Raw genomic sequence first — 24250 nt, 5'->3', positions numbered from 1 at the left:
GCGCGGAACCTCCCCGCCGACCTCCGTCGTTCCGTACCGTACGGGGCGACGGAGGAGGGGATCACCATGGCCAACCTGCGCCTGGGACCGCTGCTGAGGTACACCGACGGCTCGTCCGCGACCGTCTGGGTCGAGGCGAGCCGGCCGTGCACCGCCGAGGTGCGCTGCGCCGACGGCGCCCGCGGCACGACCCGCACGTTCCAGATCGCGGGCCACCACTACGCCCTGGTCACGGTGACGGGCCTGACCGCCGGTACGGCGACGGAGTACGAGGTGCTCCTCGACGACGCCCGGGTGTGGCCCCTGCCCGACTCCCGCTTCCCGCCCTCGGTGATCCGCACGCCGGGCGAGGACGACGACGGCCTGCGCGTCGTCTTCGGCTCCTGCCGCTGGGCCGCGCCGCCGGCCGGCGGGACGGACCCGGTGGGCCCGGACGCCCTGGACACGCTGTCCGCCCGCATCGCGTCCGACCCCGACGGCGAGCGGCCCGACGTGCTGGTGCTGCTCGGCGACCAGGTGTACGCCGACGAGGTCTCCGACGCGACCCGGCGCTGGCTCGCCGCCCGCCGCGACCTGGGCGACGCGCCCGGCGACCAGGTCGCCGACTACGAGGAGTACACCCACCTCTACTACGAATCGTGGCTCGACCCCGACGTGCGCTGGCTGCTGTCCACCGTGCCCAGCTGCATGATCTTCGACGACCACGACGTCATCGACGACTGGAACACCTCCGCCGCCTGGCTCGCCGACATGCGGGCCACCGACTGGTGGCGCGAGCGGCTGCTGAGCGGACTGATGTCGTACTGGGTGCACCAGCAGCTGGGCAACCTCTCCCCGGCCGAGCTGGCCGCCGACCCGCTCTACGCCGCCGTCCGCGAGTCCCCCGACGGCACCGACGCGCTGCGCGCCTTCGCGGCACGGGCCGACGCCGACCCCTCCTCCGTGCGCTGGAGCTACCGGCGGGACTTCGGCCGCGTACGGCTGGTCATGGTGGACACCCGAGCCGCCCGCGTCCTCGACGAGGACGACCGCGCGATGCTCGATCCGGGCGAGGCCGCATGGCTGCGCGAGCAGGTGCTGGACGGGCCGGGCTCCTGCGACCACCTCCTCATCGGCACGTCCCTGCCCTGGCTGCTGCCCCACCTGGTGCACGACGTGGAGTCCTGGAACGCCACCCTGTGCCGGGGCGACCGGGGCCCCCGGTGGGCACGGCTCGGGGAGAGGGTGCGCCGCGGAGCCGACCTGGAGCACTGGTCGGCCTTCCCCTCCTCCTTCGACGCGCTGGCCGGCCTGATCGCCGAGGCGGGCACGGGCCCGGGGGCGCCCGCGACGGTGAGCGTGCTGTCGGGGGACGTGCACCACGCCTACGTGGCCGAGCCGTCCTGGCCGGGCCGTGTGCCGGACGCCCGGGTGGCGCAGCTGACCTGCTCCCCCGTCCACAACTCGGTCCCCCTGTCGATCCGTCTGGGCTTCCGCTTCGGCTGGAGCGCCCCGGCGCGTGCCCTCGGCCGGTGCTTCGCCCGGCACGGGCGCCAGGGGCGTCCGGCGGTCTCCTGGCGCAAGACCGGCGGCCCGTGGTTCGGCAACCAGCTCATGACGCTGAGCCTGCGCGGGCGTTCGGCCCGGCTGCGGCTGGAGCGGGCGCAGACCGGCCGCGACGGGACGACGGCCCTGCACACGCTCACGGAGCGGAAGCTCTCCTAGCCGGGCGCCGGGAAGCCGGCTGGTGCCGGTGCGGATCCGGTCACGCCGTCGGGTGTCCGCGGTGTTTCGGCACGGCCGTCACGTGCGGTGGTTCCGGGCCCGGGGGCCGTAACCCGGGGTCACCCCGTGGCCAAATGTTGAACTTGCAAGCATTGCTTAGGGTCACCTAACGTGGGCAGCCCACTCGGTTCCGTCCCCACCGGCCCCGAGGGCCGGCCAGACCGAAGGAGCACCCCCCACATGACCGGACGCCTCAACAGCGCCCAGCCCTACGCCCTCGGCCTCTTCCGCATGGTCGTCGGCCTGCTCTTCGCCTGCCACGGCGCCGCCTCGCTCTTCGGCGTCCTCGGCGGCGCGGCCGGCGGCGGCACCGCCGAGGCGGGTACCTGGCCCGGCTGGTACGCGGCCGTGATCCAGCTGGTCGGCGGCGGCCTCGTGCTGCTGGGCCTGGGCACCCGCGCCGCCGCGGTCGTCGCCTCCGGCTCGATGGCGTACGCGTACTTCAAGGTCCACCAGCCCACCGGCCTGTGGCCGATGGAGAACGGCGGCGAGGCCTCCGCCATGTTCTGCTGGGCCTTCCTGCTGCTGGCCTTCACCGGATCAGGCGCCTTCGGCCTGGACCGGCTCTTCGCCAGGCGTACGTCCGAGCAGGAGCAGCCGGCCGCGGAGCAGACGCCGGTCGCGGCCTGAGCGGTCACCGCAGCGGTGCCCTTCCCCGCGGGGAAGGGCACCGCTGCCGTTCTGGGCGGCCGCGGCCACCCTCCCGGAGGGCCGGTGGCCGTGGCCGGACGGTGAACGGTCCGTGCCGAACGCACAAGCCCCCTGTGAACCCTCTGTCACACCCCCCGCGTACGCTGGATGGCTGTCATCGGCCGCTCCTGCCGTTCCCCGCTCGTCGCGGCATGGTCTGGCCCACGGGGGAGTACGGGGAGTTGTGGTGGTCGAAGATCTCGGGAGTATCGGGTCGCTGGTCAGCAGCCCATGGATCTATGTGCTGGTGGCCGTCTCGGTGCTCCTCGACGTGTTTCTGCCCGTCCTGCCGAGCGGTGTCCTGGTGATCACCGCGGCCACGGCGGCGGCCGCCGGCTCGGGCGCGGCGGCGGCCGGGCGGGTCCCGGACGACGTCCCCGACATCCTGGTGCTGACGCTGTGCGCGGCGATCGCCTCCGTGCTCGGCGACCTGGTGGTCTACCGCCTCGCCTGGCGCGGCGGTCCCCGTCTGGACCGCGCGATCGCCCGCTCCCGCCGGCTGACCACGGCGCAGGAGCGTCTCGGCGGAGCCCTGGCCCGCGGGGGCGGCGCCCTCGTCGTGCTGGCCCGTTTCGCGCCCGCCGGCCGCTCGGTCGTCTCTCTCGTCGCCGGCAGCGCCCATCGCCGGGTCCGCGAGTTCCTGCCCTGGTCCGCGCTCGCCGGGCTGGCGTGGGCCGTCTACAGCGTCGCCCTCGGCTACTTCGGCGGCCAGTGGCTGGGCACGACCTGGCTGGCGACGGCGGTGTCCGTGGTGGCGCTGTTCGGCGCGGGCGCGGCGGCGGCGTACCTGATGCGCCGCCAGCCGCGGGCGACCGAGGCGCCGTAGCGAAGCCGGGAACGGAGGTCCCCGTGACGGACCGCGGCGCACGGCACCGCGGACCGGCGCGTCACCCCGCCCGTCGGGCGCCGGCGCCTCCGCGCACCTCCAGGCCGTCCAGCAGTTCGGCCGTGGCCTCGGCGATCGCCTCCACGGCCCGTTCGAATACCTCCCGGTTGTGCGCGGCCGGCGCGCGGAACCCGGAGACCTTGCGCACGTACTGCAGGGCGGCGGCCCTGATCTCGTCCTCGGTGGCCTCCTCGGCCAGCACGGGCGGACGTAGCGTCTTGATGCTGCGGCACATGCACCCAGTCTCCCCCCACCGGAGGGGACGCCACCCGTTCGCGTGAACCGCCGAAGGGAACGCGCGCCTCAAAATCGAACAGGCGTATCATTGAAGCGTGGCTACGACCTATGACTTTCCGAGTGACCTCCTCGCCGGTCAGGAGGAACTCCATCAGGTCAGGGCCGAGCTGTCGGCCCTGCTGAAGCGGCTCCCCTGGTCCGTCGAGCCGCTGGACGGATTCAGCGACGACAACGGCTGGCGCAAGGTCGAGCGCCCCGCCTCCCCCGGCTGGTCGGCGGACGAACAGGCCGAGGTGGAGAAGCTGCGGCAGCGCGAACGCGAGCTCGCCGTCTTCGTCAGCACCCACCGCTACTGGTCGGAGGTCACCGGCCCCGACCGGGTGAAGGCCCGCACGGAACTGAAGCACGCCCACGAGACCCCGCCCGGGGACGCCGACGCGGCGTCCGGACTGGGCTCGTAGCGACCTTGGGAGCACGCAGAAGGCCCCCGGAGAATCTCCCGGGGGCCTTCTGCCCGACGCGCGGCGCCGGTCCTGGTGGGCGCGGACGGTTTCGAACCGCCGACATCCTGCTTGTAAGGCAGGCGCTCTACCCCTGAGCTACGCACCCAGGACGAGTCGACAGCCTACATGGCCCCGGGCACTGTGCGGCAAGCCCGGCCTCCGGCCCCGGGTACCCGGCCGGGGGACAACCCCACCCCGGATACGGGAGCGGCCCGGATCCCCGCGCGGGCCCCGGCTCCGTACGGTCGAAGAGCCTCGTCGGGAGGGCCACTTCGGAAGAAGCCTCCCGGCGCCTCGCCGTCCGTCCCAGGGGGAGACCGTCATGACCGCCCGTACCGTCCCTGCCCGCGCGTTCGCCGCCGCCGGCGCCGTCGCCGTTCTCGTCGCCGGCCTCACTGCCTGCTCCTCCGCCGGGGACGACAAGGACCCCGAGCACCGGTCCTTCGACGTCGAGGGCCGCACGCTCACCGTCGACTCCGACGACTCCGCGCTGGAGATCGTCGCCTCGGACGGGAACGCCTCGGGCCGGATCGAGGTCACCCGGTGGTTCCAGGGGTCGGTCGCCGTCGGTGAGGAACCGCGGGTGACCTGGAAGATGGACGACGACCGGCTCGTGCTGCGCATGCACTGCTCGGGTGTGGTCGCCGACTGCTCGGCCAAGCACCGCATCGAGGTGCCGCGCGGCCTCGCCGTCAAGGTCGAGGACGAGGACGGCAGCGTACGGGCGCGAGGCTTCCGGGACCCGCTGAACATCCGCACCGGGGACGGATCCGTGCACGTCACCGACTCCTCGGGGCCGCTGGAACTGCGCAGCAGGGACGGTTCGGTGCGCGCGGAGGTCTCCTCGCGCCGGGTGCGCGCGCACACGGCCGACGGCTCGGTCCGCCTGCAACTGGGCGCCGTGCCGGACCTGGTGGAGTCCCGCAGCGGCGACGGCTCGGTGACGGTCACCCTGCCCCGGGCCACGTACAAGGTGACGACCGAGACCGGTGACGGCGGGGTCGACGTGTCCGTACCGCGGGACGACGCCAGCTCCCACGTGGTGAACGCCCGCACCGGCGACGGCAAAGTCACGCTCCGAACGGCGAACTGACAGGCCCGTGTGTTCGTCCTTCACGGGTGGGAGAATGAACCCGGGCAGGACGGACGACACGGGAGAGGGATGTGACGGCGACACCATCGCAGCCGTACTCGCCGATGGTGCCGCGCGCGCACCGGTCCCACCGCCCCCGCGGGCGGGGTGCGGTCCGTGACGCGCTCACGATGATGGGCCTGCCGCTGGTGGCCGTGCTCGCGCTGCCCGCCGCGTTCGCCGGGGGCGGCACCCGGCGCTGGTTCGGCGGGCGGGCCGAGAGCCAGCGGGCTCAGGCGCAGGCCGCGAAGGACGCCGCCGCGGCCGCCTTCTACGAACTGGACACCGCCCAGCGGGACCTGCGGATCTCCATCGAGACGATCACGGCCGTCGACGACTCCCCCGCCGCCCGCCGTGCGGTCGCCGACTTCGAGTCGCTCGGCCGGCGCATCGACGAGGCCAGCCACCAGTACATCAACGCCGTCGACGCCCACGAACTGGACCGGGACGACCTGGAGGCGTCGGCCGCCTCGCGGGCCCGCACCGAGCTGACCGCGGCCAAGGACGAACTCGGCCGGGTCAAGCAGGAACTGGACCGCTTCGCCGAAGGGCTCGGGCCGCTGATCGGCAAGGCCGAGACGCAGCTGGCCCGGCTCGCCCCCGCCGTCGAACGCGCCCGGCAGGCCCTGCTCGCCGCCTCCGACGCCCTGGACGCCGCGCGGGGAACGGGGCTGAAGGCGGACGACCTCGCCGCCCGTCTCGCCACCCTCGGCCCCGAGCTGACCCGGCTGAACCAGGGCGCCGGGCAGCACGGCGTGCCGCAGACGCTGGAGCGGGCCGAGCGGGTCACCCGGGAGGCCGAGGCGGTCCGCGCCGAGGCCGAGCGGCTGCCCGAGCGGGCCGCCGAGATCGGCCACCGGCTGGTCTCCCTGCGCACCCGCGCCCAGGCGCTGACCACACGGGCCGAACAGGTCGAGCCCGTGCTGAGCGAGTTGCGGCGGCGGTTCACGGCCAGCTGCTGGCAGGACCTCCAGCAGGTGCCGGAGCAGGCCGCCGAATCGGTTCGGCAGGCCGAGCGCAAGCTCGCCGAGGCCCAGACCGCCCGCGACGAGCAGCGCTGGCCGGACGCCACGGCCCTGCTGTCGACGGTACGGGCCCTGCTGAACGCGACCGACGAGGCCGTGTCGGCCGCCGGTGACCGGCTGCGGCAGCTGAACGCCGTGCAGAAGGACCCGCAGCGGGAGATCGAGCGCACCAGGTTCGCGATCCGCGACGCACAGCGGCTGGCCATGGCGGGCCGCAACACCCCCGACCCGCGGCACGCCCGCCCGCTGGACGACTCCGTGTCCCGGCTGGACCGGGCGATCGCCACGCTGGACGGCCGGCACCCCGACTACTGGCACTTCCTCACCGAGACGGACGCGGTCCGCAAGACGGTGGCCGGCGTGGTCGCCCGGATCCGCGAGGAACGCGGCGCCGGGCACTGACGGCACCGGGGCCGCGCCGCCGGGCTCTACGACAAGCGTGGAGCGCCGGTTAACCTGTGCGCATGCCTCGCTACGAGTACCGCTGCCGGACCTGCGGCGACACCTTCGAACTGAGCCGTCCCATGGCCGAGTCCTCCGCCCCCGCCGCCTGCCCCGCGGGCCACGACGACACGGTGAAGCTCCTGTCGACGGTCGCGGTCGGCGGCTCGGCCGCCGCGTCGGCCCCGGCCCCCGGCCCGGGCGGCGGGGGCGGCTGCTGCGGCGGAGGCTGCTGCGGCTGACCTGCCGGACCGGGGCACGGGCTTCTCAGGCTCCCTTCAGGTTCGCCCGCCTAACGTGCCCCCATGGCAGTCAACGCGGCGCAGGCGCACGGCGCGCCCCAGTGGATCAGCGACCTGATGGGCACCCTCGGGGCGCCCGGGGCCGGGCTGGCCGTCGCCCTGGAGAACCTGTTCCCGCCGATCCCGAGCGAGGTCATCCTGCCCCTGGCGGGTTTCGCCGCCAGTACGGGCGACATGAGCCTGGTCGCCGCACTCGTGTGGAGCGTGGTCGGCTCGGTCGTCGGCGCCCTCGCGCTGTACGGCGTCGGGGCGCTCCTCGGCCGGGAACGGACGGTCGCCGTGGCGGCGCGGCTGCCGCTGGTGAAGGTCTCCGACGTCGAACGGACGGAGGCCTGGTTCGCCCGGCACGGTACGAAGGCGGTGTTCTTCGGCCGGATGATCCCCGTCTTCCGCAGCCTGATCTCCGTACCGGCCGGCGTGGAGCGCATGCGGCTGCCCGTGTTCACGGCGCTGACCACCGCGGGCAGCGCCGTCTGGAACACGGGCTTCGTCCTGGCGGGCTATGTTCTCGGGGACAACTGGTCCCAGGTCAGCAACGTCGTCTCCGTCTACTCGAAGGTCGTGCTCGCCGCCGCCGTCCTCGCCGTGGCCGTCTTCGTGCTCGTCCGGCTGCTGCGGCCCGGCCGGGGCCACCGCCGGGCCGGCCGGCCATAGGCGGCGCCCCGCGCGGGGTCGCCTCTACCCCCGGCGCGCCGCCCGCAGGAACTCCCGCAGGATTCGCTCCCCGGCCAGCACCCCGCGCTCGGGCAGGGCGCTGACGGTGGGGGCCGTCCAGCCGGCGTCGGCCAGTTCGCCGTGGCCGGGGCGCCACCCCCGGTCCGCCGCGAGCAGCAGGTCGGCGTCGAGGAGGGAGTCGCCGGCGGCGAGGGTGAGGTCGGCGCCGGTGCGGCGGGCGACCTCGCGGACGGCCGCGCTCTTGGTCAGCGGCACCGGCACGGCGTAGACCTTCCGGCCCTGGAGGGACACGGTCCAGCCGCGGTTCCCGGCCCACACGGCGAGTTCCTTCACCCAGTCCTCGGGCAGCAGCCGGCGCTCGACGACGAGGTAGGCGAACAGGTCCTCGGCGATCCGGTGCTTGCGCACCCACACCGGGTCGGCGACCCGCAGCAGGTGCTCCTGCACCTCGTCCAGCGGCGCGCACTCGTCGGCCAGCCGGGCGGTCACCCGGGCGTGCCAGGCGGGATCGGAGACCCCGTCGACGAGCAGGTGGCCGCCGTTGGCGCAGATCGCGTACGTCGGCCGGGGCCCCGGCAGGTTGATGCGCTGGTACTGCTTGCGGGTCCGGGTGGTGGTCGGCACGAAGACCGCCGCGTCACCGAGGCCGGTCAGCAGCTCGGCCGCCGTCTCCGTCATGTAGGACAGCGGCTTGCTCTCGTAGACCTCCACGCACAGCAGCCGGGGTGCCCGCACGTCGGGCATGGTCAGCCCCAGGGCGGCGGCGGAGTAGATGAGGGTGCGGTCGAGGTCGCTCGCGACGAGCACCGGCATCAGACCGTCACCGCCTTTCCGTCGGCGCCCGTGGCGCCCCGCGTGTACTTGGGGTGGATCAGTCCGACGCAGGTGTAGGGCAGGTCGGCCACCTCCTCCACGGGCACGCCCCGCTGGTCGGCGAGCAGGCGGACGTGGTCGAGGTCGCTGCCGGCGCCGGCCCGGGCCAGCACCTTCCACGGCACCCGGCGCAGCATCACGCGGGTGGTCTCGCCCACGCCGGGCTTGACGAGGTTCACGTCGTGGATGCCGTACTCCTCGCTGATGCGCTCGACGGCCGCCCAGCCCTCCCAGGTGGGGGTGCGGTCGGCGGAGAGCAGTTCCTTGGCCTGGGCGTCGGCCGCCTCCGCGACCTCCGGGAAGCGCGCGGAGACGGCGTCGAGGAAGGCCGGGGACAGGTCGGCGCCGGCGAGTTCGCGGTAGAACTTCGCGCCGTGGAAGTCGTGCGGCCCGACCAGGTCGGCGCGGAGCACGGTGCGGGATATCAGGCCGGAGACGGTGGAGTTGAGGCAGGCGGAGGGGATGAGGAAGTCGTCGCGGGTGCCGTAGGTGCGTACGCAGGAGCCGGGGTCGGCCAGGACGGCGATCTCCGGGTCGAAGCCGGTGACGCCGTCGGAGTCCTCGAAGTCGCGCAGGGCGGCGGCGAGCTCCCGGGTGATGGCGCCCTTGCCGGTCCAGCCGTCGACGAAGACGACGTCGGCCGGGTCGTGGTGCCGGGCCAGCCAGCGCAGGGCGTTGGCGTCGATGCCGCGGCCGCGGACGATCGACACGGCGTAGTGGGGCAGGTCGAGGCCGTGGCGGAACTGTGCCCAGCGGCGCATCAGGATGCCGACGGGTGTGCCCGCGCGGGCGAGGGAGGCCAGCACCGGGCGCGGTGAGCGTTCCGCGAGGACGATCTCGGTGACGGCGCCGACGGCCCGTGCGAGCCGTGCCGCGGACGTGCGCAGCGCCTCGTGGAACAGCTCCTGGTACTGCTCGCTGGGCTGGTACTCCACGGGCAGCGACTCCGCGTAGTGCGCGCCGCCGCTCTGGATGGCCTCCTCGCGTTCCTCGGTCGGCGCCTCCAGCGTCACCTCCGAGAGGTCCTGCAGCAGCCAGCCGACCTCGTCGGGGGCGTACGAGGAGAAGGCGGGGCCGCGCAGGGGCTCGGGCAGCATGGGGGGCCTTTCGGGGGCGGTCGGGGCTCCGGGGACGTACGAGGGGACGACCGCGAGCAGGACGTGCGGGGTGTGGGCGGCGAGCCGGGCCAGCAGGCCGTCGGGCGCGTGCAGGGCCGGCGTGTCGGCGACCGAGTCGACGACGGAGACGACGGCGTCGAAGCCGGCGCCCGCGACGTTGTAGGCGTAGCGCTCGCCCGGGCCGTCGGCCGGGTCGTCGTGGGCGGGGAAGACCAGGCGGGTGCGTATCGCGTAGCCGGGGTCGTCGACCGCGAGGACGGGCGAGCGGGTGGTGGTGGAGTAGCGCACCTCGGCGTCGGTGACCTGCTCCAGCTCGCGGGCCAGGCGCAGCGGCGCGTACATCAGCTCCTCGAATCCGAGGACGAGGACGCGGCGGGCGCCCGGGGGCAGCGCTTCGGCGAGCCTCGCGGCCATGCCGGGCAGGGCGCCCTCCAGCCGGGCCCGGTGCTCGGCGGTGAATCCGTGCCGTCCGCCGTCGGGGACGCCGGTGGGCCAGCGCAGGTCGACGCGGTCGACGGTGCCGGGGGCGGCCCGGTCGGGCCCGGCGGCGGGCGCCCCACCCGCGGTGGCCTGCGCCTCGGTGGCCGCCGTCTCGTACCGGGCGACCAGTTCCTGCCCCTTGGCCAGGACGCCCTCGGGCAGGCGGACCGTGCCCGCCGCGGCCGTCACCAGGTCCACCTGGGCGCCGATCTCCCGGGCGAAGTCCCGCAGCCGGCCGGCGTCGGCGGGCGAGCGCATGTCCACCAGGGCGACCACGACGTACCGCTTGCGCGGGTAGCGCTCGTGCAGGGCCCGGACGGTGTTGAGCACGGTGTTGCCGGTGGAGAACTCGTCGTCGACCAGGACCAGCGGTCCGTCGCCGGCCAGCAGCGCCGGGTCCTCGGGCAGCAGCAGGTGCGAGGTCGCGTGCGAGTGGGACTCCTCGAAGCCGCCGGCCCGGGCGACGCCGGGGACCGGGCGGCGGGTGGAGTGCAGGTACGGGGCGGAGCCCAGACCGTCGGCGACCGAGTGGCCGAGGCCGGTGGCGGTCTCCGCGTAGCCGAGGACGACGGCGGCCCCGGCCGCCTCGGCGCCCAGCAGGTCGCGCACGCGCCGGCCGAGGGCGAAGCCGTGGCCGTAGACCACGGACGGCGACTGCGGGACGTGCTTGCCGAGCACGTTGGAGACGAGCAGGTGGGCCCGCTTGGGGTTGCGGCGCAGGGCCAGGCCCAGCAGGCCGGTCAGCCGGTCGTCGCCGGCCAGCTCGACGCCGAGCCGCTCCGCGACCCAGCTGCCGGACCAGACCCCGGCCCGCCCCTCGGTGTGCGCCCCCTCGGCCATGTGCTCGTGCCTCCCGTTGTACGTGGCGTCGTCCACTGCGGCGTTCATGTGTTCCTTGCGTTCAGTCGGACAGGCCCGCGGCGAGCAGTTCCACGAAGCCGATGTCCTCGTTCGCCACTCCGAAGACCTCGGCGCGCAGCAGGGTCCGCTCGGCCCAGGCGCGGTGCGGCTTCACCTCGTTCATCTTGTTCGTGTAGGCCGACCTCAGTACACCCCCGCCGCAGCGCTCGGGCCGCAGGATGTCCTGGGCGTCGCTGAACTCCTCGTGGCTGACCACGGACAGGGCGTGGACGGGGAGCACGTGCGAGGGGTGGATGCAGGTCTTGCCCAGCAGGCCGTTGGCGTGGTCCAGGGAGATCTCCCGCAGCAGGCCGTCCATGGCGTGCTCGATCAGCTTCTGGCGCAGTTCCACGGCCTGCACCTCCAGGAAGGGGCTCTGCCGCAGTTGCGGTTTGAACATCCTCTCCTGGACCCGGAAGTACTCCCACACCGGCCCGGTCACCGTGAATCCGGTGCCGTCTGCCCGCCCGAGCATGTTCACCACGTCGGCGATCACGGAGGCGACGATCTGGACGTCGTACGCCGTCATGTCGGGGGCCCTGCGCAGCCCGTAGGAGGAGCAGAAGTCGGTCACGCCGAGGCGCAGCGCGAGCACGCGGTCGCGGTGGCGGTCGACGGCGCGGAAGATGCCCTCCAGGGTCTGCACGCGGGACTCGCGGTAGAGCAGCTCCGGCGACTCGAGCACCGGCATGGCGAAGAGCCGCCGGCCGCTCGCGGCCTCGGCGCCGGAGAGCGCCTCCAGGAAGGGCCCGCCGCGTTCCTCGGTGAACTTCGGCAGCACGAACCCGGACAGCAGTCGCACCGCGGGGCCCAGGCGCCGCACGAGGTCGGGTATCTGCTCGGGGGCACGGACCCGGACGAACAGCAGCGGGAGGTCCGGCTCGGGGCGTTCGGCCAGGTCCGTGAGCTGGCGTACGAGGTTCTCCTCGCCCACGGGCACGTCGGCGTCGTCGATGGAGTCCTCCAGGCACAGCACCATCGACACCACTCCGCGCGCGGCCTGCTTGAGGATGTCGTCGGCGAGGCTCGGCCGGGTGGCCGGGCTGTAGAGCGTGGCGCCCAGGGCGGCGGACAGCAGTCGGGCCGGTGACTCGGCGGTGAAGGTGCAGGGCTCCTGGTGGAAGAGACGCTTCCGCACCTCAGGGGCGATCTGCCCGAAATGCCGCATGAATACTCCCCCGTGGTGTCTGGGCGACCTGTGAACCGGCCGAAGGTGGCCGGTAATAGTACGTAGGGACTCATGTCCGAGGTTCCCACCGGGCATGAACTTCAGGTAACCCTGCGATGCAGGCGGCGCGGTGCGAGGACGTCGGACACGACTCGTGTACCCGCCCCCGCGTTGTCGTGACCAGGACCGAGAGGGCAGGATGACCCGCATGACGCACGCGATGCTGAAGGGGTCGAACGTCCCGCTGGAAGCCACCACGGTACGCGCCGTGCTGCGCTGGACACCCGGACAGGGGGTCCCCGACGTCGACGCCTCCGCACTGCTCCTCGGACCCGACGACCGCGTGCGCTCCGACGAGGACTTCGTCTTCTACAACCAGCCACGGCACCCCTCCGGGAAGGTCTGGCGACTCGGCAAGAAGCGGGTCGCCGAGGGACTGACGGACACGATCCAGACGGACCTCTCCGGGGTCGAGTCCTCGGTCGGCCGGATCCTGCTGGTGGCGTCGGCCGACGGTGTCGCCTTCGACCGGGTCCGGTCGCTGCGCATCGAGCTGTACGACGCGACGGCCCCCGACGCGGAGCCGCTGGCGTACTTCGACGTCAAGCCGGAGACCGGCCAGGAGACGGCGCTGATCTGCGGGGAGCTGTACCGGCGCGGGGAGGGCTGGAAGTTCCGGGCGCTGGGCGAGGGCTACTCGAACGGGCTGAAGGGCCTGGCCACCGACTTCGGCATCTCGGTCGACGAGTCGGAGAACGCGGAGGATCCCACCGCGATCCCCCGGCCGGATCCGGCCGACCCCGCGCCCGACCGGCCCGCGGCGGCACAGCCCGCACCGAACACGGCGCCCGCCACCGCCTCCGCGACGACGGCCGTCCGGCCGGTCGCCGCTCCGCCCGGGCCCGAGGTCTCCCGCCCGCTGCCGCCCGAGCAGCCGACCGCGGTGCCGGCCCAGCCCGCGTACGGCTATCCGCAGCAGCCTCCCACGACACAGCCGGCCTACGGCTACCCCCAGCCGGCCGGCCGGCCCGCGTACGGGTACCCCCAGGCGCCCGCCGCGTCCGGCGGCACGGGGGCGCAGTCCGGCTACGGCTATCCGCCGCCGGTCACCGCGGTCCCGGACCCGGACTTCCGGCTGCCGCCGCAGGGGCCGCAGTTCATCGGGCGCTAGGTGTATTGACCTGAAGCGGGGGAGCTCATCGCTCGGCCTTGGTCTTGTAGCCCCGCCCCCACTGCAGCCCCCACCCGTACAGCCGGTCCAGCTCTCCCTGGAAGCCGTAGACGAACTTCACCTCGCGGCGCACGATGATCTCGCCCTTGACGTTCTCGATCATCACCACCGCGCAGGACCGGGCCTGCGGCTGGCGCTCGTCCAGGCTGATCTCGATGCGGGGGCCGTTGCTCGGGTAGAGCGTGACGATGGCGTGCGTACGGTCGAAGGCGGGCGTCTGGTCGTAGATGTAGGCGAAGACCAGCAGGCGTTTGATGGCGTCCCGGTTGTCGAGGTTGACGTAGATCGTCTCACCGGAGGCCGAGCCGAACCGGTCGTCGCCGCTGAGCTTGACGTACGGCGGGCCGTTGACGTCGCCGAAGTAGCCGCCGAGCGGCTGGACGACGCCTCGGGTTCCGTCCTGGAGCTCGTACAGGCAGCCCAGGTCGAGGTCGACGTTGACCATGCTCTGGCTGTGGCCGAGCACCTCGGGGGGCTTGAGCGCCTTGAAGGGGTGCCGCAGCAGACTCTCCCGCTGCGAGCCGGTGATGTCCGAGGTCCGCATCCGCCAGGCCAGGTTGATGCGCAGATGCCCGGTGGCCGCGCCCTGCCTGGTCAGTGAGACCTGGCTGTGCCGTTTGGTCAGCTCGATGGCGTTGGTCGCGGCGCTGCCCGAGTCGAACTCGCTCTCGCGACCGCGCCACAGCCCGTCCAAGAACCCCATTCCCGCCCCCACCTTCGTTCGGAGAACCGCTGATCGGAGCAACCCGCGGTCGTCGGAAGGCCGCGAGCGCGCGCACGCACCCGCGGCCCGGACGCCGACGGGGCGGCCCCGAGGAGTCGTCCTCGACGGCCGCCCCGCACAGAGCGTTCCTCGCCCGGGGCCGGTTCACACCGGCGGCGCGGGCGCACCGGGGGCGAACCGGGCCCCGGGGAAAAGGGCTGTCACACCCCGGAGGAGACCTCCGACTTCTCGTTGTCGCCCGACCCGCCGGCCGCCGCGATCGCGCGGTTGCGGCGCACGGAGGACCAGAAGGAGGCGGCGATCAGGAGCACGCCGATGGAGCCGGTGATGAGCTCGTGGATCTCGTACTGGATGGTCACGAGCAGGAGGATCGCCAGGGCGCCGATCGCGTAGTGCGCGCCGTGCTCCAGGTAGACGTACTCGTCGAGGGTGCCCTGGCGGACCAGGTAGACGGTCAGCGACCGGACGTACATGGCGCCGATGCCGAGGCCGAGGGCCATCAGGACGATGTCGTTGGTGATGGCGAAGGCGCCGATGACGCCGTCGAAGGAGAACGACGCGTCCAGGACCTCCAGGTAGAGGAACATGAAGAACGCGGCCTTGCCGGCCAGCTTGACGGCCGACTTGGGCTTGCCCTCGCGCGCGGCCTTCTCCTCGGCCTCGTGCTCGCGCTCCTCCTCCTCTTCGAGCTTGTCCTCGAAGTAGCCGGAGAGACCGCCGACGATCATGTACGTGATCAGGCCGGCGATACCGGAGAGCAGGACGGTCTCCGCCTTGTCGGCGTGCGTACCGCCGTGCTGGTGGGCGTGGGCGCCGAAGGTCATCGAGGAGATGAGCAGCACGATCAGGGCGATGCAGACCGACAGCATGTCGACCTTGCCGAGCTTGGCGAGCGGGCGCTCCAGCCAGCCCAGCCACTTGATGTCCCGGTCCTCGAAGATGAAGTCGAGGAAGATCATCAGCAGGAACATGCCACCGAACGCGGCGATCGACGGGTGGGCGTCGGTCACCAGCTCCTGGTAGCGGTCCTTGTCGGTGAGCGCGAGGTCGACGGCCTCGATCGGTCCGAGCTGGGCGCTGACCGCGACGATCACGACCGGGAAGACCAGCCGCATCCCGAAGACGGCGATCAGGATGCCGATGGTGAGGAAGATCTTCTGCCAGAAGGCATTCATCTTCTTCAGGATTCCGGCGTTGACCACCGCGTTGTCGAAGGACAGCGAGATCTCGAGGACGGAGAGGATCGCCACGATGCCGAAGGCGGTCCACCCCCCGTAGAAGACCGCCGCGACCAGGCCGAGCGCGGTGACCGCGAACGACCAGCCGAAGGTTTTCAGAACCACTGGCTACCCAATCCCTTGTGATACGGGGTGTACGGGTCTCCCCCGCGCCGTACCCGGCTTTACGAAACGTTGACTCCGAAGTCTAGAGCGATGCCGCGCAGCCCCGACGCGTACCCCTGTCCCACGGCCCGGAACTTCCACTCGCCCTGGTAGCGATAGAGCTCACCGAAGATCATCGCGGTCTCCGTGGAGGCGTCCTCGCTCAGGTCGTAACGGGCGAGTTCCTGGCCGTCGGCCTGGTTGACGACCCGGATGAAAGCGTTGCTGACCTGGCCGAACGTCTGACCGCGCTCGTCGGCCATGTGGATGGAGACCGGGAAGACGATCTTGTCGCACTGGGCCGGCACCCTGGAGAGATCGACCAGGAGCGACTCGTCGTCACCGTCGCCCTCGCCGGTGAGGTTGTCGCCGGTGTGCTCCACCGAGCCGTCCGGGCTCTTGAGCTGGTTGTAGAAGACGAACCACTCGTCGCCGAGCACCCGGCCGCCACTGCACACCAGCGCGCTGGCGTCGAGGTCGAAGGGCGCTCCGGTCGTGGAACGCGCGTCCCAGCCGAGCCCGACCATCACCTGAGTGAGGTTCGGTGCGGCCTTGGACAGGGAGACGTTGCCCCCCTTGGCAAGCGTGACGCCCATGTTGTGGTCCCTCCCCGGGTGGTGTTCCTTGGGTTGTCCTGCACGTCCGGCGCCGCACGTAAACCGTGCGGCGCCGGATGTTCGAGGCCGTGGCCTCAGACGTTCACGCCGAAGTCCTGCGCGATGCCGCGCAGGCCCGAGGCGTAGCCCTGGCCGATGGCACGGAACTTCCACTCCGCGCCGTGCCGGTAGAGCTCGCCGAAGACCATGGCGGTCTCCGTGGAGGCGTCCTCGCTCAGGTCGTAGCGGGCGATCTCGGCGCCGCCCGCCTGGTTCACGACGCGGATGAACGCGTTGCGGACCTGACCGAAGGACTGCTGACGGTTCTCGGCGTCGTAGATCGAGACCGGGAAGACGATCTTCTCGACGTCGGCGGGGACGGTCGCGAGGTTGACCTTGATCTGCTCGTCGTCACCCTCCCCCTCGCCGGTGAGGTTGTCACCGGTGTGCTCCACCGAGCCGTCCGGGCTCTTCAGGTTGTTGAAGAAGATGAAGTGCTGGTCGCTGGCGACCTTGCCGGAGTTGTTCAGCAGCAGCGCGCTGGCGTCGAGGTCGAAGTCGGTACCGGTCGTGGTGCGGACGTCCCACCCCAGACCGACGATGACCGCGGTCAGGCCCGGGGCCTCCTTGGTCAGCGATACGTTGCCGCCCTTGCTGAGGCTGACTCCCACGAGTCCTCCATTGGTGTCCAGGGGCGGGGTGCCCCATAGTGCGTTGGCTGTCGGATCAACGAGTCGATCCTAGTGACGGGTTCCCGCCCCCCGCAGGCCCCGGAGCCGAAGAATCACAGGGTGTCGAGCGCCTTCACGTACTCGTTCAGGTCACGGGCGTCCGGCAGGCCGTTGACGACGGTCCAGCGGACGACCCCGTCCCGGTCGATGATGAAGGTGCCGCGGACGGCGCAGCCCTTGTCCTCGTCGAAGACGCCGTAGGCGCGCGAGACGTTGCCGTGCGGCCAGAAGTCGGACAGCAGCGGGTACTCCAGGCCCTCCTGCTCGGCGAAGACGCGCAGGGTGTGGATGGAGTCGTTGGAGACGGCGAGCACCTGGGTGCCGCGGTCGGAGAACTGCGGCAGGTTGTCGCGGACCTCGCAGAGCTCGCCGGTGCACACGCCGGTGAACGCGAACGGGTAGAAGAGAAGCACCACGTTCTTCTGGCCGCGGAAGTCGGACAGCTTCACGGTGGCGCCGTGGTTGTCCTTGAGTTCGAAGTCGGGGGCCTTGTCGCCGACCTGGATCGCCATGGTCCTGTTCGTCCCTTCGAAGGGTGGTTCGCTGGGAACACCCTACGCAGGGATCATGGCGGACCTCCGGACGGGCCGACCGAGGCCGGCCCGTCCGGAGGTCCGTGTGCGGAGCCGTCTACGGGGCTACCGCTTCGACTTGGCGGCCTTCGGCGTGGCCAGCCGGCTGCCGCTCCAGTCCTTTCCGACGCTGACGCTCTTGGACGCCGTCAGCCCCGCCGTCGTGGCGGCCTCCGAGATGTCGCTGGGCTCGACGTACCCCGAACGGCCGGTCTTCGGCGTGAGGAGCAGGATCGCGCCGCCCTCTTCGATGTACGTGGTGGCATCCACCAGCGCATCCGTCAGGTCGCCGTCGTCGTCACGGAACCAGAGCACGACGGCGTCGGCCACGTCCTCGTAGTCCTCGTCCACCAGCTCGCCCTCGACGGCGCCTTCGATGGCCTCGCGGAGCTCCTGGTCGACGTCGTCGTCGTAGCCGATCTCCTGGACCACCTGCCCGGGCTGGAACCCCAGCCTGGCGGCAGGGTTCGTCCGCTCCTCCGCGTGGTCCGCGGTCGCGCTCACGGGTTGCCTCCTGATCATGTCTTGGTGAATATCTCAGCCACGCGCGTGCGCGAAGCATTGGCCGTAGTCCACACGGGCGGGGCGGATCGCGCAAGTACCCGGCGACTGGGACCGCCGAAACGGTGACGATCCCGGCCGTGTCGCCGCAACTCCAGCCATGCCGTCCACACCGAAGGTGACGTACACCACACCTTTCTGCCCCGTTTGCGTATTTGGGAACCATGCATGGGTACGAGACTCGAATGAACTTGCCCCGGCTCTCCGTCGGAGAACCGGTTACCCCACGGTACAGATGACGTTTGCCCCCGCGAGGTACACGATGGGGATCGGCGCAGACACACCCGGCAAAAGTGGCCCTCTGACAGCGAAGGAACAGCGTGGCTTCCGCATCCGATCGCAATCCGATCATCATTGGCGGCCTTCCGAGTCAGGTACCTGACTTCGACCCGGAGGAGACCCAGGAGTGGCTCGACTCCCTCGACGCCGCCGTCGACGAGCGCGGCCGGGAGCGGGCCCGCTATCTGATGCTGCGGCTGATCGAGCGGGCCCGCGAGCGGCGCGTGGCCGTGCCCGAGATGCGGAGCACGGACTACGTCAACACCATCCCGACCAAGAGCGAGCCGTTCTTCCCCGGCAACGAGGAGATCGAGCGCAAGATCCTCAACGCCACGCGCTGGAACGCCGCCGTGATGGTCTCGCGCGCGCAGCGCCCCGGGATCGGCGTCGGCGGACACATCGCGACCTTCGCCTCCTCCGCCTCCCTGTACGACGTGGGCTTCAACCACTTCTTCCGCGGCAAGGGCGAGGGCGACGGCGGCGACCAGGTCTTCTTCCAGGGCCACGCCTCGCCCGGCATCTACGCGCGCGCGTACCTGCTGGACCGGCTCAGCGAGCAGCACCTGGACGGCTTCCGGCAGGAGAAGTCCAAGGCACCGTACGCGCTGTCGTCGTACCCGCATCCGCGGTCGATGCCGGACTTCTGGGAGTTCCCGACGGTGTCGATGGGGCTCGGCCCGATCGGCGCCATCTACCAGGCGCGGATGAACCGCTACATGCACGCGCGCGGGATCGCCGACACCTCCCGGTCGCACGTGTGGGCGTTCCTCGGCGACGGCGAGATGGACGAGCCGGAGTCGCTGGGCCAGCTGTCCATCGCCGCCCGTGAGGGGCTGGACAACCTGACCTTCGTCGTCAACTGCAACCTGCAGCGCCTCGACGGACCGGTGCGCGGCAACGGCAAGATCATCCAGGAGCTGGAGTCGATCTTCCGCGGCGCCGGCTGGAACGTGATCAAGCTGGTGTGGGACCGCACCTGGGACCCGCTGCTCGCGCAGGACCGGGACGGCGTGCTGGTCAACCGGATGAACACCACGCCGGACGGCCAGTTCCAGACCTACGCCACCGAGTCCGGCGCCTACATCCGCGACCACTTCTTCGGCGACGACCACCGGCTGCGCGCGATGGTCGAGAACATGACCGACGACCAGATCCTGCACCTGGGCCGCGGCGGTCACGACCACCGGAAGATCTACGCGGCGTACAAGGCGGCCGTCGAGCACAAGGGACAGCCGACCGTCGTCCTGGCCAAGACGATCAAGGGCTGGACCCTCGGCCCCAACTTCGAGGGCCGCAACGCCACGCACCAGATGAAGAAGCTGACGGTCGACGACCTCAAGCGCTTCCGCGACCGGCTGCACCTGCCGATCTCCGACCGGGAGCTGGAGTCCGGCCCGCCGCCGTACTACCACCCGGGCCGGCAGACCGAGGAGATGCAGTACATGCACGACCGCCGCAAGAGCCTGGGCGGATACGTGCCGACCCGGGTCGTGCGGTCGAAGCCGCTCGCCCTGCCGGACGACAAGACGTACGCGACCGTGAAGAAGGGGTCGGGTCAGCAGTCCATCGCGACGACCATGGCCTTTGTCCGACTCCTCAAGGACCTCATGCGGGACAAGGAGATCGGCAGGCGGTTCGTGCTGATCGCGCCGGACGAGTACCGCACGTTCGGCATGGACTCCTTCTTCCCGAGTGCGAAGATCTACAACCCGCTCGGCCAGCAGTACGAGTCCGTCGACCGCGATCTGCTGCTCGCCTACAAGGAGGCGCCGAACGGGCAGATGCTGCACGACGGCATCTCGGAGGCCGGCTGCACCGCGTCGCTGATCGCGGCGGGCTCGGCGTACGCCACGCACGGCGAGCCGCTCATCCCGGTCTACGTCTTCTACTCGATGTTCGGTTTCCAGCGCACCGGCGACCAGTTCTGGCAGATGGCCGACCAGCTGGCGCGCGGTTTCGTGCTGGGCGCGACCGCCGGCCGTACGACCCTGACCGGTGAGGGTCTGCAGCACGCGGACGGCCATTCGCAGCTGCTGGCCTCGACGAACCCGGCCTGCGTGGCCTACGACCCGGCGTTCGGCTTCGAGATCGCGCACATCGTGAAGGACGGCCTGCGCCGGATGTACGGCGCGGACGAGGAGCACCCGCACGGCGAGGACGTCTTCTACTACCTCACCGTCTACAACGAGCCGATCCAGCACCCGGCCGAGCCCGAGAACGTGGACGTCGAAGGCATCATCAAGGGCATCCACCGGTTCAGCGAGGGCACGCAGGGCTCGGTCCCGGCGCAGATCATGGCGTCCGGGGTCGCGGTCCCCTGGGCCGTGGAGGCGCAGCGGATCCTGGCCGAGGAGTGGAACGTGCGCGCCGACGTCTGGTCGGCCACCTCCTGGAACGAGCTGCGGCGCGAGGCGGTGGCGTGCGAGGAGCACAACCTGCTGCACCCCGAGGAGGAGCAGCAGGTGCCGTACGTCACGCGGAAGCTGGCCGGCGCGCAGGGCCCGTTCGTGGCCGTGTCCGACTGGATGCGGTCGGTGCCGGACCAGATCGCGCGGTGGGTGCCGGGGTCGTACCAGTCGCTGGGCGCCGACGGCTTCGGCTTCGCGGACACCCGTGGTGCGGCCCGGCGCTTCTTCCACATCGACGCCCAGTCGATCGTGGTGGCGGTGCTGACCGAGCTGGCCCGGGAGGGCAAGGTCGACCGCTCGGTGCTCAAGCAGGCCGTCGACCGGTACCGGCTGCTCGACGTGACGGCGGCCGACCCGGGGGTCGCGGGCGGCGACGCGTAGCACCGGTGCGCACCGCGTACGCGGCGGTACGCGGTGCGCCCCGTGTCCTTACGATGCGGGGCATGGACGCAGGCATCGAGAAACGAACGGCACAGGCGCGCTGGGAGCGGCGCACCCAGCGGCCGCTGCTGGCACTGGCCGTGCTGTTCGCCGTCGCCTACGCCGTGCCGATCGTGGACAGCTCCACGAGCCGGACCGTGACCCTCACGTGCGCGGTGGCCGAGTGGGTGGTGTGGGCGGCGTTCGCGGCGGACTACCTGGTGCGGCTGGGACTGGCAGAAGACCGCAAGCGGTTCGTCCGCACGCACTGGCTGGACCTGTGCGCGGTGGTGCTGCCCCTGCTCCAGCCGCTGCGGCTGCTGCGGCTGGTCTCGACGCTGATGCTGGTGGGACGGCGGGCGCGGATGGCCTCGCAGATCCGGCTGACGACGTATGTGGCCGGGGCGGTGGTCGGTCTGCTGATGTTCGGTTCGCTGGCCGTGCTGTCCGTGGAGCGGGACGCGCCGGGCGGGAACATCCGGACGCTGGGTGACGCCGTGTGGTGGTCCTTCACGACGATGACGACCGTGGGGTACGGGGATCACGCTCCGACGACCGGGATGGGCCGGATGCTGGCCGTGGGGCTGATGCTGTCCGGGATCGCCCTGCTGGGTGTGGTGACGGCGAACATCGCGGCGTGGTTCATCGCGCGGTTCGAGAAGGACGACGTGGAGGAGCGGAGGCAGACGGAGGCGATCCGGGCGCTCACGGAGGAGGTCCGCGCGTTGCGGGCGGAGGTCGCGGAGCTGAGGGCGGGGTCGGTGGTCGACTAGGTGCGGCGCGACGGCCCGTCCCCGGCGCGGTGCCGGGGCTGGGCGGGGGTGGGTGGCGCGGCCCGGCGCTTGCGGGGTGCCGCCGCACCCACCCGTGCCCGCCCCTGGAGGTGCCTCCCGGGCCGTTCAGGCACTGTGGGGAGGCACGAAGACCCGCGGTCTGCGGGGCGGGTCAGAACATGCCGTAGCCCGGGGTCGCCGCTCCCGCGAGCCAGATCACGGCCAGGAGCGTGTCGATGGCGCCCAGGACCAGGGCGACCACGGCCGTCACCGGGCGGGAACCCGCCCAGCTGCGGCCCATGGCGAGCCAGCCGCAGACGATCGCCACCGGGCCGAGGACGATCCCCAGCACGAAGAATCCGGCGACCGCGCAGATGACTCCGATGATTCCGAGCGTCGCGCGATCCGGCCCGTTCCGTGACCACGTCCGGCCATGTGAGCGGGGGTGCCTGCGCGTTCCGTGTCCGAAGCTCGTCATCATCAACTCCCTGAAACCCTCGTCGAGTTCGGGTTCATTTTCGGGTTCGATGTGCGAGTACCCCGGTTCGAAGGCTTATGCCTTGCGTGTACGTGCTGCTGCGCGCTGCCCCCCTCCAGCAGCGCGCCGCAGCCTCACACCCTCCATGCTCTGCGGAGGGCTTGACCCACTGTCACCTGCGACGCCCCGGGGAGGGGAGGGTTCGTCCGCGCTGTCACCCTGATGAGCGAACGGGTGGCGAGGCCCCGTCAGATGTGGCCCACGCCCGCACCGGCCTCCGCGTTCTCACCGCGCTTGGTGAGGAACGCGACGAGGACGGCCACGGCCGCGACCCCGGCGGCGACGAGCGACGCCAGGCTCATGCCGGAGATGAACGTGTCGTGCGCCACCTCCGTGACCTTCGCCGCCATCGGCTCCGGCATGCCCTTGGCCACCGGCGCCACACCGACCTGGACCGCCTCGGAGGCCTGCCCGAGCTGTTCCGGCGTCAGCTTCGGCAGCCCCGCGTCCGCCCAGTTGCCGGCCAGGTCGTTGTCGACCTTGGAGGCCATCACGGCACCCAGCACCGCCGTGCCGAGGCTGCCGCCGATCTGCATCGCCGCCTGCTGCAGACCACCGGCCACACCCGACAGCTCCATCGGCGCGTTGCCGACGATGACCTCGGTGGCGCCGACCATGACGGGCGCGAGGCCGAGGCCCAGCAGGGCGAACCAGAGCGACATGATGCCGCTGCCGGTGTCCTTCTCCAGCGTGGACATGCCGTACATGGCGAGCGCGGTGAACGCCATGCCGCCCGCGAGCGGGATGCGCGGGCCGACCTTGGTGATCATCGCGCCGGCGAGCGGCGAGCCGACGATCATCATGCCGGTGAGCGGCAGCAGGTGCAGACCGGCGTCGATCGGACTCATGCCGTGCACGTTCTGCAGGTAGAAGGTGACGAAGAACAGGCCGCCCATGAAGGCGATGGCCATCAGGACCATCAGGACCACACCGGCCGACAGCGGCACCGAGCGGAACAGCGCCAGCGGGATCAGCGGCTCCTTCACCTTCGTCTCCCAGAAGGAGAACAGGGCGAAGCCCACGACCGAGGCGGCGATGAACAGCCACGTCTTGCCGTCGCCCCAGCCCCACTCGGGGGCCTTGATGAGCGCCCAGACGAGGCAGAACATCGCGGCGGACAGCAGGGCGATGCCGAGCAGGTCGAAGGAGCGCGGCGCGTTCTCCGCGCGGTGGTCCAGCAGGATGACGACGCCGAGGACGACGGCGACGATGCCCACCGGCACGTTGATGAAGAACACCGACTGCCAGTTGACGTGCTCGACCAGCACGCCGCCGAGGATCGGACCGCCGGCCGTGGAGGCGCCGATGACCATGCCCCAGATACCGATGGCCATGTTGAGCTTCTCGGCCGGGAAGGTGGCCCGCAGCAGGCCGAGCGCGGCCGGCATCAGCAGCGCGCCGAACAGGCCCTGCAGGACACGGAAGGTGACGACCAGCGGGATGGTGTCGGACAGGCCGATGGCCCCGGAGGCGGCGGCGAAGCCGACCACGCCGATGAGGAAGGTCTGCCGGTGTCCGAAGCGGTCGCCGAGCTTGCCCGCGGTGATCAGGGAGACCGCGAGGGCGAGGAAGTAGGCGTTGGTGATCCACTGAACGTCGGCGAAGCTGGCGTTCAGGTCGTCGGCGATGGCCGGGTTGGCGATGGCCACGATGGTGCCGTCCAGGGCCACCATCATGACCCCGACGGCGACGGTGATGAGGGTGAACCACGGGTGGCCGCGCAGCCCCGCGGCCGGCGCCGGGCCCGACGGTGCGCCCCCCGGCCCCGTCTTGTCGATGGTGGTCTGACTAGTCATGTGTTCGAGGCTAGTGACAGCCACTGACAATTGACAAACCAATTC

22 protein-coding genes, 1 tRNA gene and 1 pseudogene are annotated in these 24250 nt (G+C 71.7%); 11 read left to right on the top strand and 13 right to left on the bottom strand.

What is annotated here, in order from left to right; genetic code table 11:
• Positions 1-66 precede the first annotated feature (66 nt).
• The 3 genes from IE260_RS13685 to IE260_RS13675 all read left to right on the top strand — a co-directional run bounded on the left by IE260_RS13685 (position 67) and on the right by IE260_RS13675 (position 3280).
• Positions 67-1704: an alkaline phosphatase D family protein gene (locus IE260_RS13685; RefSeq protein ID WP_189871416.1), complete on the top strand. Its 1638-nt coding sequence runs from the start codon at positions 67-69 to the stop codon at positions 1702-1704.
• A 240-nt stretch (positions 1705-1944) separates the two neighbouring features.
• On the top strand, positions 1945-2394 hold the full coding sequence (locus tag IE260_RS13680; RefSeq protein WP_189871414.1) for a DoxX family protein: 450 nt from the start codon (positions 1945-1947) through the stop codon (positions 2392-2394).
• Positions 2395-2641: 247 nt separating this feature from the next.
• On the top strand, positions 2642-3280 hold the full coding sequence (locus IE260_RS13675; protein ID WP_189871412.1) for a DedA family protein: 639 nt from the start codon (positions 2642-2644) through the stop codon (positions 3278-3280).
• Between the two features lie 61 nt (positions 3281-3341).
• Here the strand turns inward: IE260_RS13675 and IE260_RS13670 are convergent, their stop codons facing one another.
• Positions 3342-3575 carry a DUF2277 domain-containing protein gene (locus IE260_RS13670; protein WP_189871410.1) on the bottom strand — a complete coding sequence of 78 codons (234 nt, stop codon included), beginning with the start codon at positions 3573-3575 and terminating at the stop codon, positions 3342-3344.
• 97 nt (positions 3576-3672) lie between these two features.
• Here IE260_RS13670 and IE260_RS13665 point away from each other — a divergent pair, with 97 nt between their 5' ends.
• A complete protein-coding gene (locus tag IE260_RS13665) occupies positions 3673-4038 on the top strand; it encodes a DUF8825 domain-containing protein (RefSeq protein WP_189871408.1) in 366 nt (121 codons plus the stop codon).
• Positions 4039-4111: 73 nt separating this feature from the next.
• Here the strand turns inward: IE260_RS13665 and IE260_RS13660 are convergent.
• Positions 4112-4186: transfer RNA gene (locus tag IE260_RS13660), tRNA-Val, on the bottom strand.
• 216 nt (positions 4187-4402) lie between these two features.
• Between IE260_RS13660 and IE260_RS13655 the strand changes: the two genes are divergently transcribed.
• The 4 genes and pseudogenes from IE260_RS13655 to IE260_RS13640 all read left to right on the top strand — a co-directional run bounded on the left by IE260_RS13655 (position 4403) and on the right by IE260_RS13640 (position 7738).
• The gene (locus IE260_RS13655; RefSeq protein WP_189871406.1) at positions 4403-5173 is read left to right on the top strand and encodes a DUF4097 family beta strand repeat-containing protein; all 771 of its coding nucleotides are present in this window, start codon (positions 4403-4405) and stop codon (positions 5171-5173) included.
• A 71-nt stretch (positions 5174-5244) separates the two neighbouring features.
• A complete protein-coding gene (locus IE260_RS13650; RefSeq protein ID WP_189871404.1) occupies positions 5245-6639 on the top strand; it encodes a hypothetical protein in 1395 nt (464 codons plus the stop codon).
• Positions 6640-6701: 62 nt separating this feature from the next.
• Positions 6702-6920, top strand: coding sequence for an FmdB family zinc ribbon protein (locus IE260_RS13645; protein WP_189871402.1), 219 nt, complete (start codon positions 6702-6704; stop codon positions 6918-6920).
• Between the two features lie 63 nt (positions 6921-6983).
• Positions 6984-7738 (top strand): annotated as a pseudogene (locus IE260_RS13640) (DedA family protein).
• Here the strand turns inward: IE260_RS13640 and IE260_RS13635 are convergent.
• The 3 genes from IE260_RS13635 to IE260_RS13625 form a co-directional block, all read right to left on the bottom strand.
• Positions 7659-8468 carry an HAD family hydrolase gene (locus IE260_RS13635; RefSeq protein ID WP_189871398.1) on the bottom strand — a complete coding sequence of 270 codons (810 nt, stop codon included), beginning with the start codon at positions 8466-8468 and terminating at the stop codon, positions 7659-7661. The pseudogene IE260_RS13640 and the gene IE260_RS13635 sit on opposite strands and share 80 nt — an antisense overlap.
• Positions 8468-10966, bottom strand: a complete 2499-nt coding sequence (locus IE260_RS13630; RefSeq protein ID WP_189871565.1) for a phosphoribosyltransferase — start codon at positions 10964-10966, stop codon at positions 8468-8470. Before IE260_RS13630 ends, IE260_RS13635 begins: the two co-directional genes overlap by 1 nt.
• Before the next feature lie 61 nt (positions 10967-11027).
• Positions 11028-12194 carry an HpcH/HpaI aldolase/citrate lyase family protein gene (locus IE260_RS13625; protein ID WP_189871396.1) on the bottom strand — a complete coding sequence of 389 codons (1167 nt, stop codon included), beginning with the start codon at positions 12192-12194 and terminating at the stop codon, positions 11028-11030.
• 208 nt (positions 12195-12402) lie between these two features.
• Between IE260_RS13625 and IE260_RS13620 the strand changes: the two genes are divergently transcribed.
• Positions 12403-13365: a TerD family protein gene (locus IE260_RS13620; RefSeq protein WP_189871394.1), complete on the top strand. Its 963-nt coding sequence runs from the start codon at positions 12403-12405 to the stop codon at positions 13363-13365.
• A gap of 25 nt (positions 13366-13390) precedes the next feature.
• Here IE260_RS13620 and IE260_RS13615 read toward each other — a convergent pair whose 3' ends face one another.
• From IE260_RS13615 to IE260_RS13590, 6 genes are all read right to left on the bottom strand, one after another.
• A complete protein-coding gene (locus IE260_RS13615; protein WP_189871391.1) occupies positions 13391-14128 on the bottom strand; it encodes a TerD family protein in 738 nt (245 codons plus the stop codon).
• 221 nt (positions 14129-14349) lie between these two features.
• On the bottom strand, positions 14350-15492 hold the full coding sequence (locus tag IE260_RS13610) for a DUF475 domain-containing protein (RefSeq protein ID WP_189871389.1): 1143 nt from the start codon (positions 15490-15492) through the stop codon (positions 14350-14352).
• A 59-nt stretch (positions 15493-15551) separates the two neighbouring features.
• Positions 15552-16127, bottom strand: a complete 576-nt coding sequence (locus IE260_RS13605) for a TerD family protein (RefSeq protein ID WP_189871387.1) — start codon at positions 16125-16127, stop codon at positions 15552-15554.
• Positions 16128-16222: 95 nt separating this feature from the next.
• Positions 16223-16798: a calcium homeostasis/redox stress adaptation protein gene (locus IE260_RS13600; protein ID WP_159532298.1), complete on the bottom strand. Its 576-nt coding sequence runs from the start codon at positions 16796-16798 to the stop codon at positions 16223-16225.
• Positions 16799-16911: 113 nt separating this feature from the next.
• Positions 16912-17370 carry a peroxiredoxin gene (locus IE260_RS13595; RefSeq protein ID WP_189871384.1) on the bottom strand — a complete coding sequence of 153 codons (459 nt, stop codon included), beginning with the start codon at positions 17368-17370 and terminating at the stop codon, positions 16912-16914.
• A 126-nt stretch (positions 17371-17496) separates the two neighbouring features.
• Positions 17497-17934: a DUF3052 domain-containing protein gene (locus tag IE260_RS13590; protein WP_189871382.1), complete on the bottom strand. Its 438-nt coding sequence runs from the start codon at positions 17932-17934 to the stop codon at positions 17497-17499.
• 377 nt (positions 17935-18311) lie between these two features.
• On the opposite strand from IE260_RS13590, the gene aceE reads away from it, so the two are divergent.
• Complete coding sequence (gene aceE, locus IE260_RS13585) at positions 18312-21059, top strand: pyruvate dehydrogenase (acetyl-transferring), homodimeric type (protein WP_189871380.1); 2748 nt, start codon at positions 18312-18314, stop codon at positions 21057-21059.
• 62 nt (positions 21060-21121) lie between these two features.
• Positions 21122-21871 carry a potassium channel family protein gene (locus IE260_RS13580; RefSeq protein WP_189871378.1) on the top strand — a complete coding sequence of 250 codons (750 nt, stop codon included), beginning with the start codon at positions 21122-21124 and terminating at the stop codon, positions 21869-21871.
• 172 nt (positions 21872-22043) lie between these two features.
• On the opposite strand, the gene IE260_RS13575 is transcribed toward IE260_RS13580, so the two are convergent.
• Positions 22044-22352, bottom strand: a complete 309-nt coding sequence (locus tag IE260_RS13575; RefSeq protein ID WP_189871376.1) for a small hydrophobic protein — start codon at positions 22350-22352, stop codon at positions 22044-22046.
• Positions 22353-22597: 245 nt separating this feature from the next.
• Positions 22598-24205 (bottom strand): MFS transporter, encoded by a 1608-nt coding sequence (locus tag IE260_RS13570; protein WP_189871373.1) that lies wholly within the window; start codon positions 24203-24205, stop codon positions 22598-22600.
• Positions 24206-24250: the final 45 nt, after the last annotated feature.

Source organism: Streptomyces viridiviolaceus (assembly GCF_014650995.1).
GTDB classification, from domain to species: domain Bacteria; phylum Actinomycetota; class Actinomycetes; order Streptomycetales; family Streptomycetaceae; genus Streptomyces; species Streptomyces viridiviolaceus.
The sequence above is the reverse complement of the archived record's forward strand: the minus strand, read 5'-3'. Positions and strand labels throughout refer to the sequence as shown.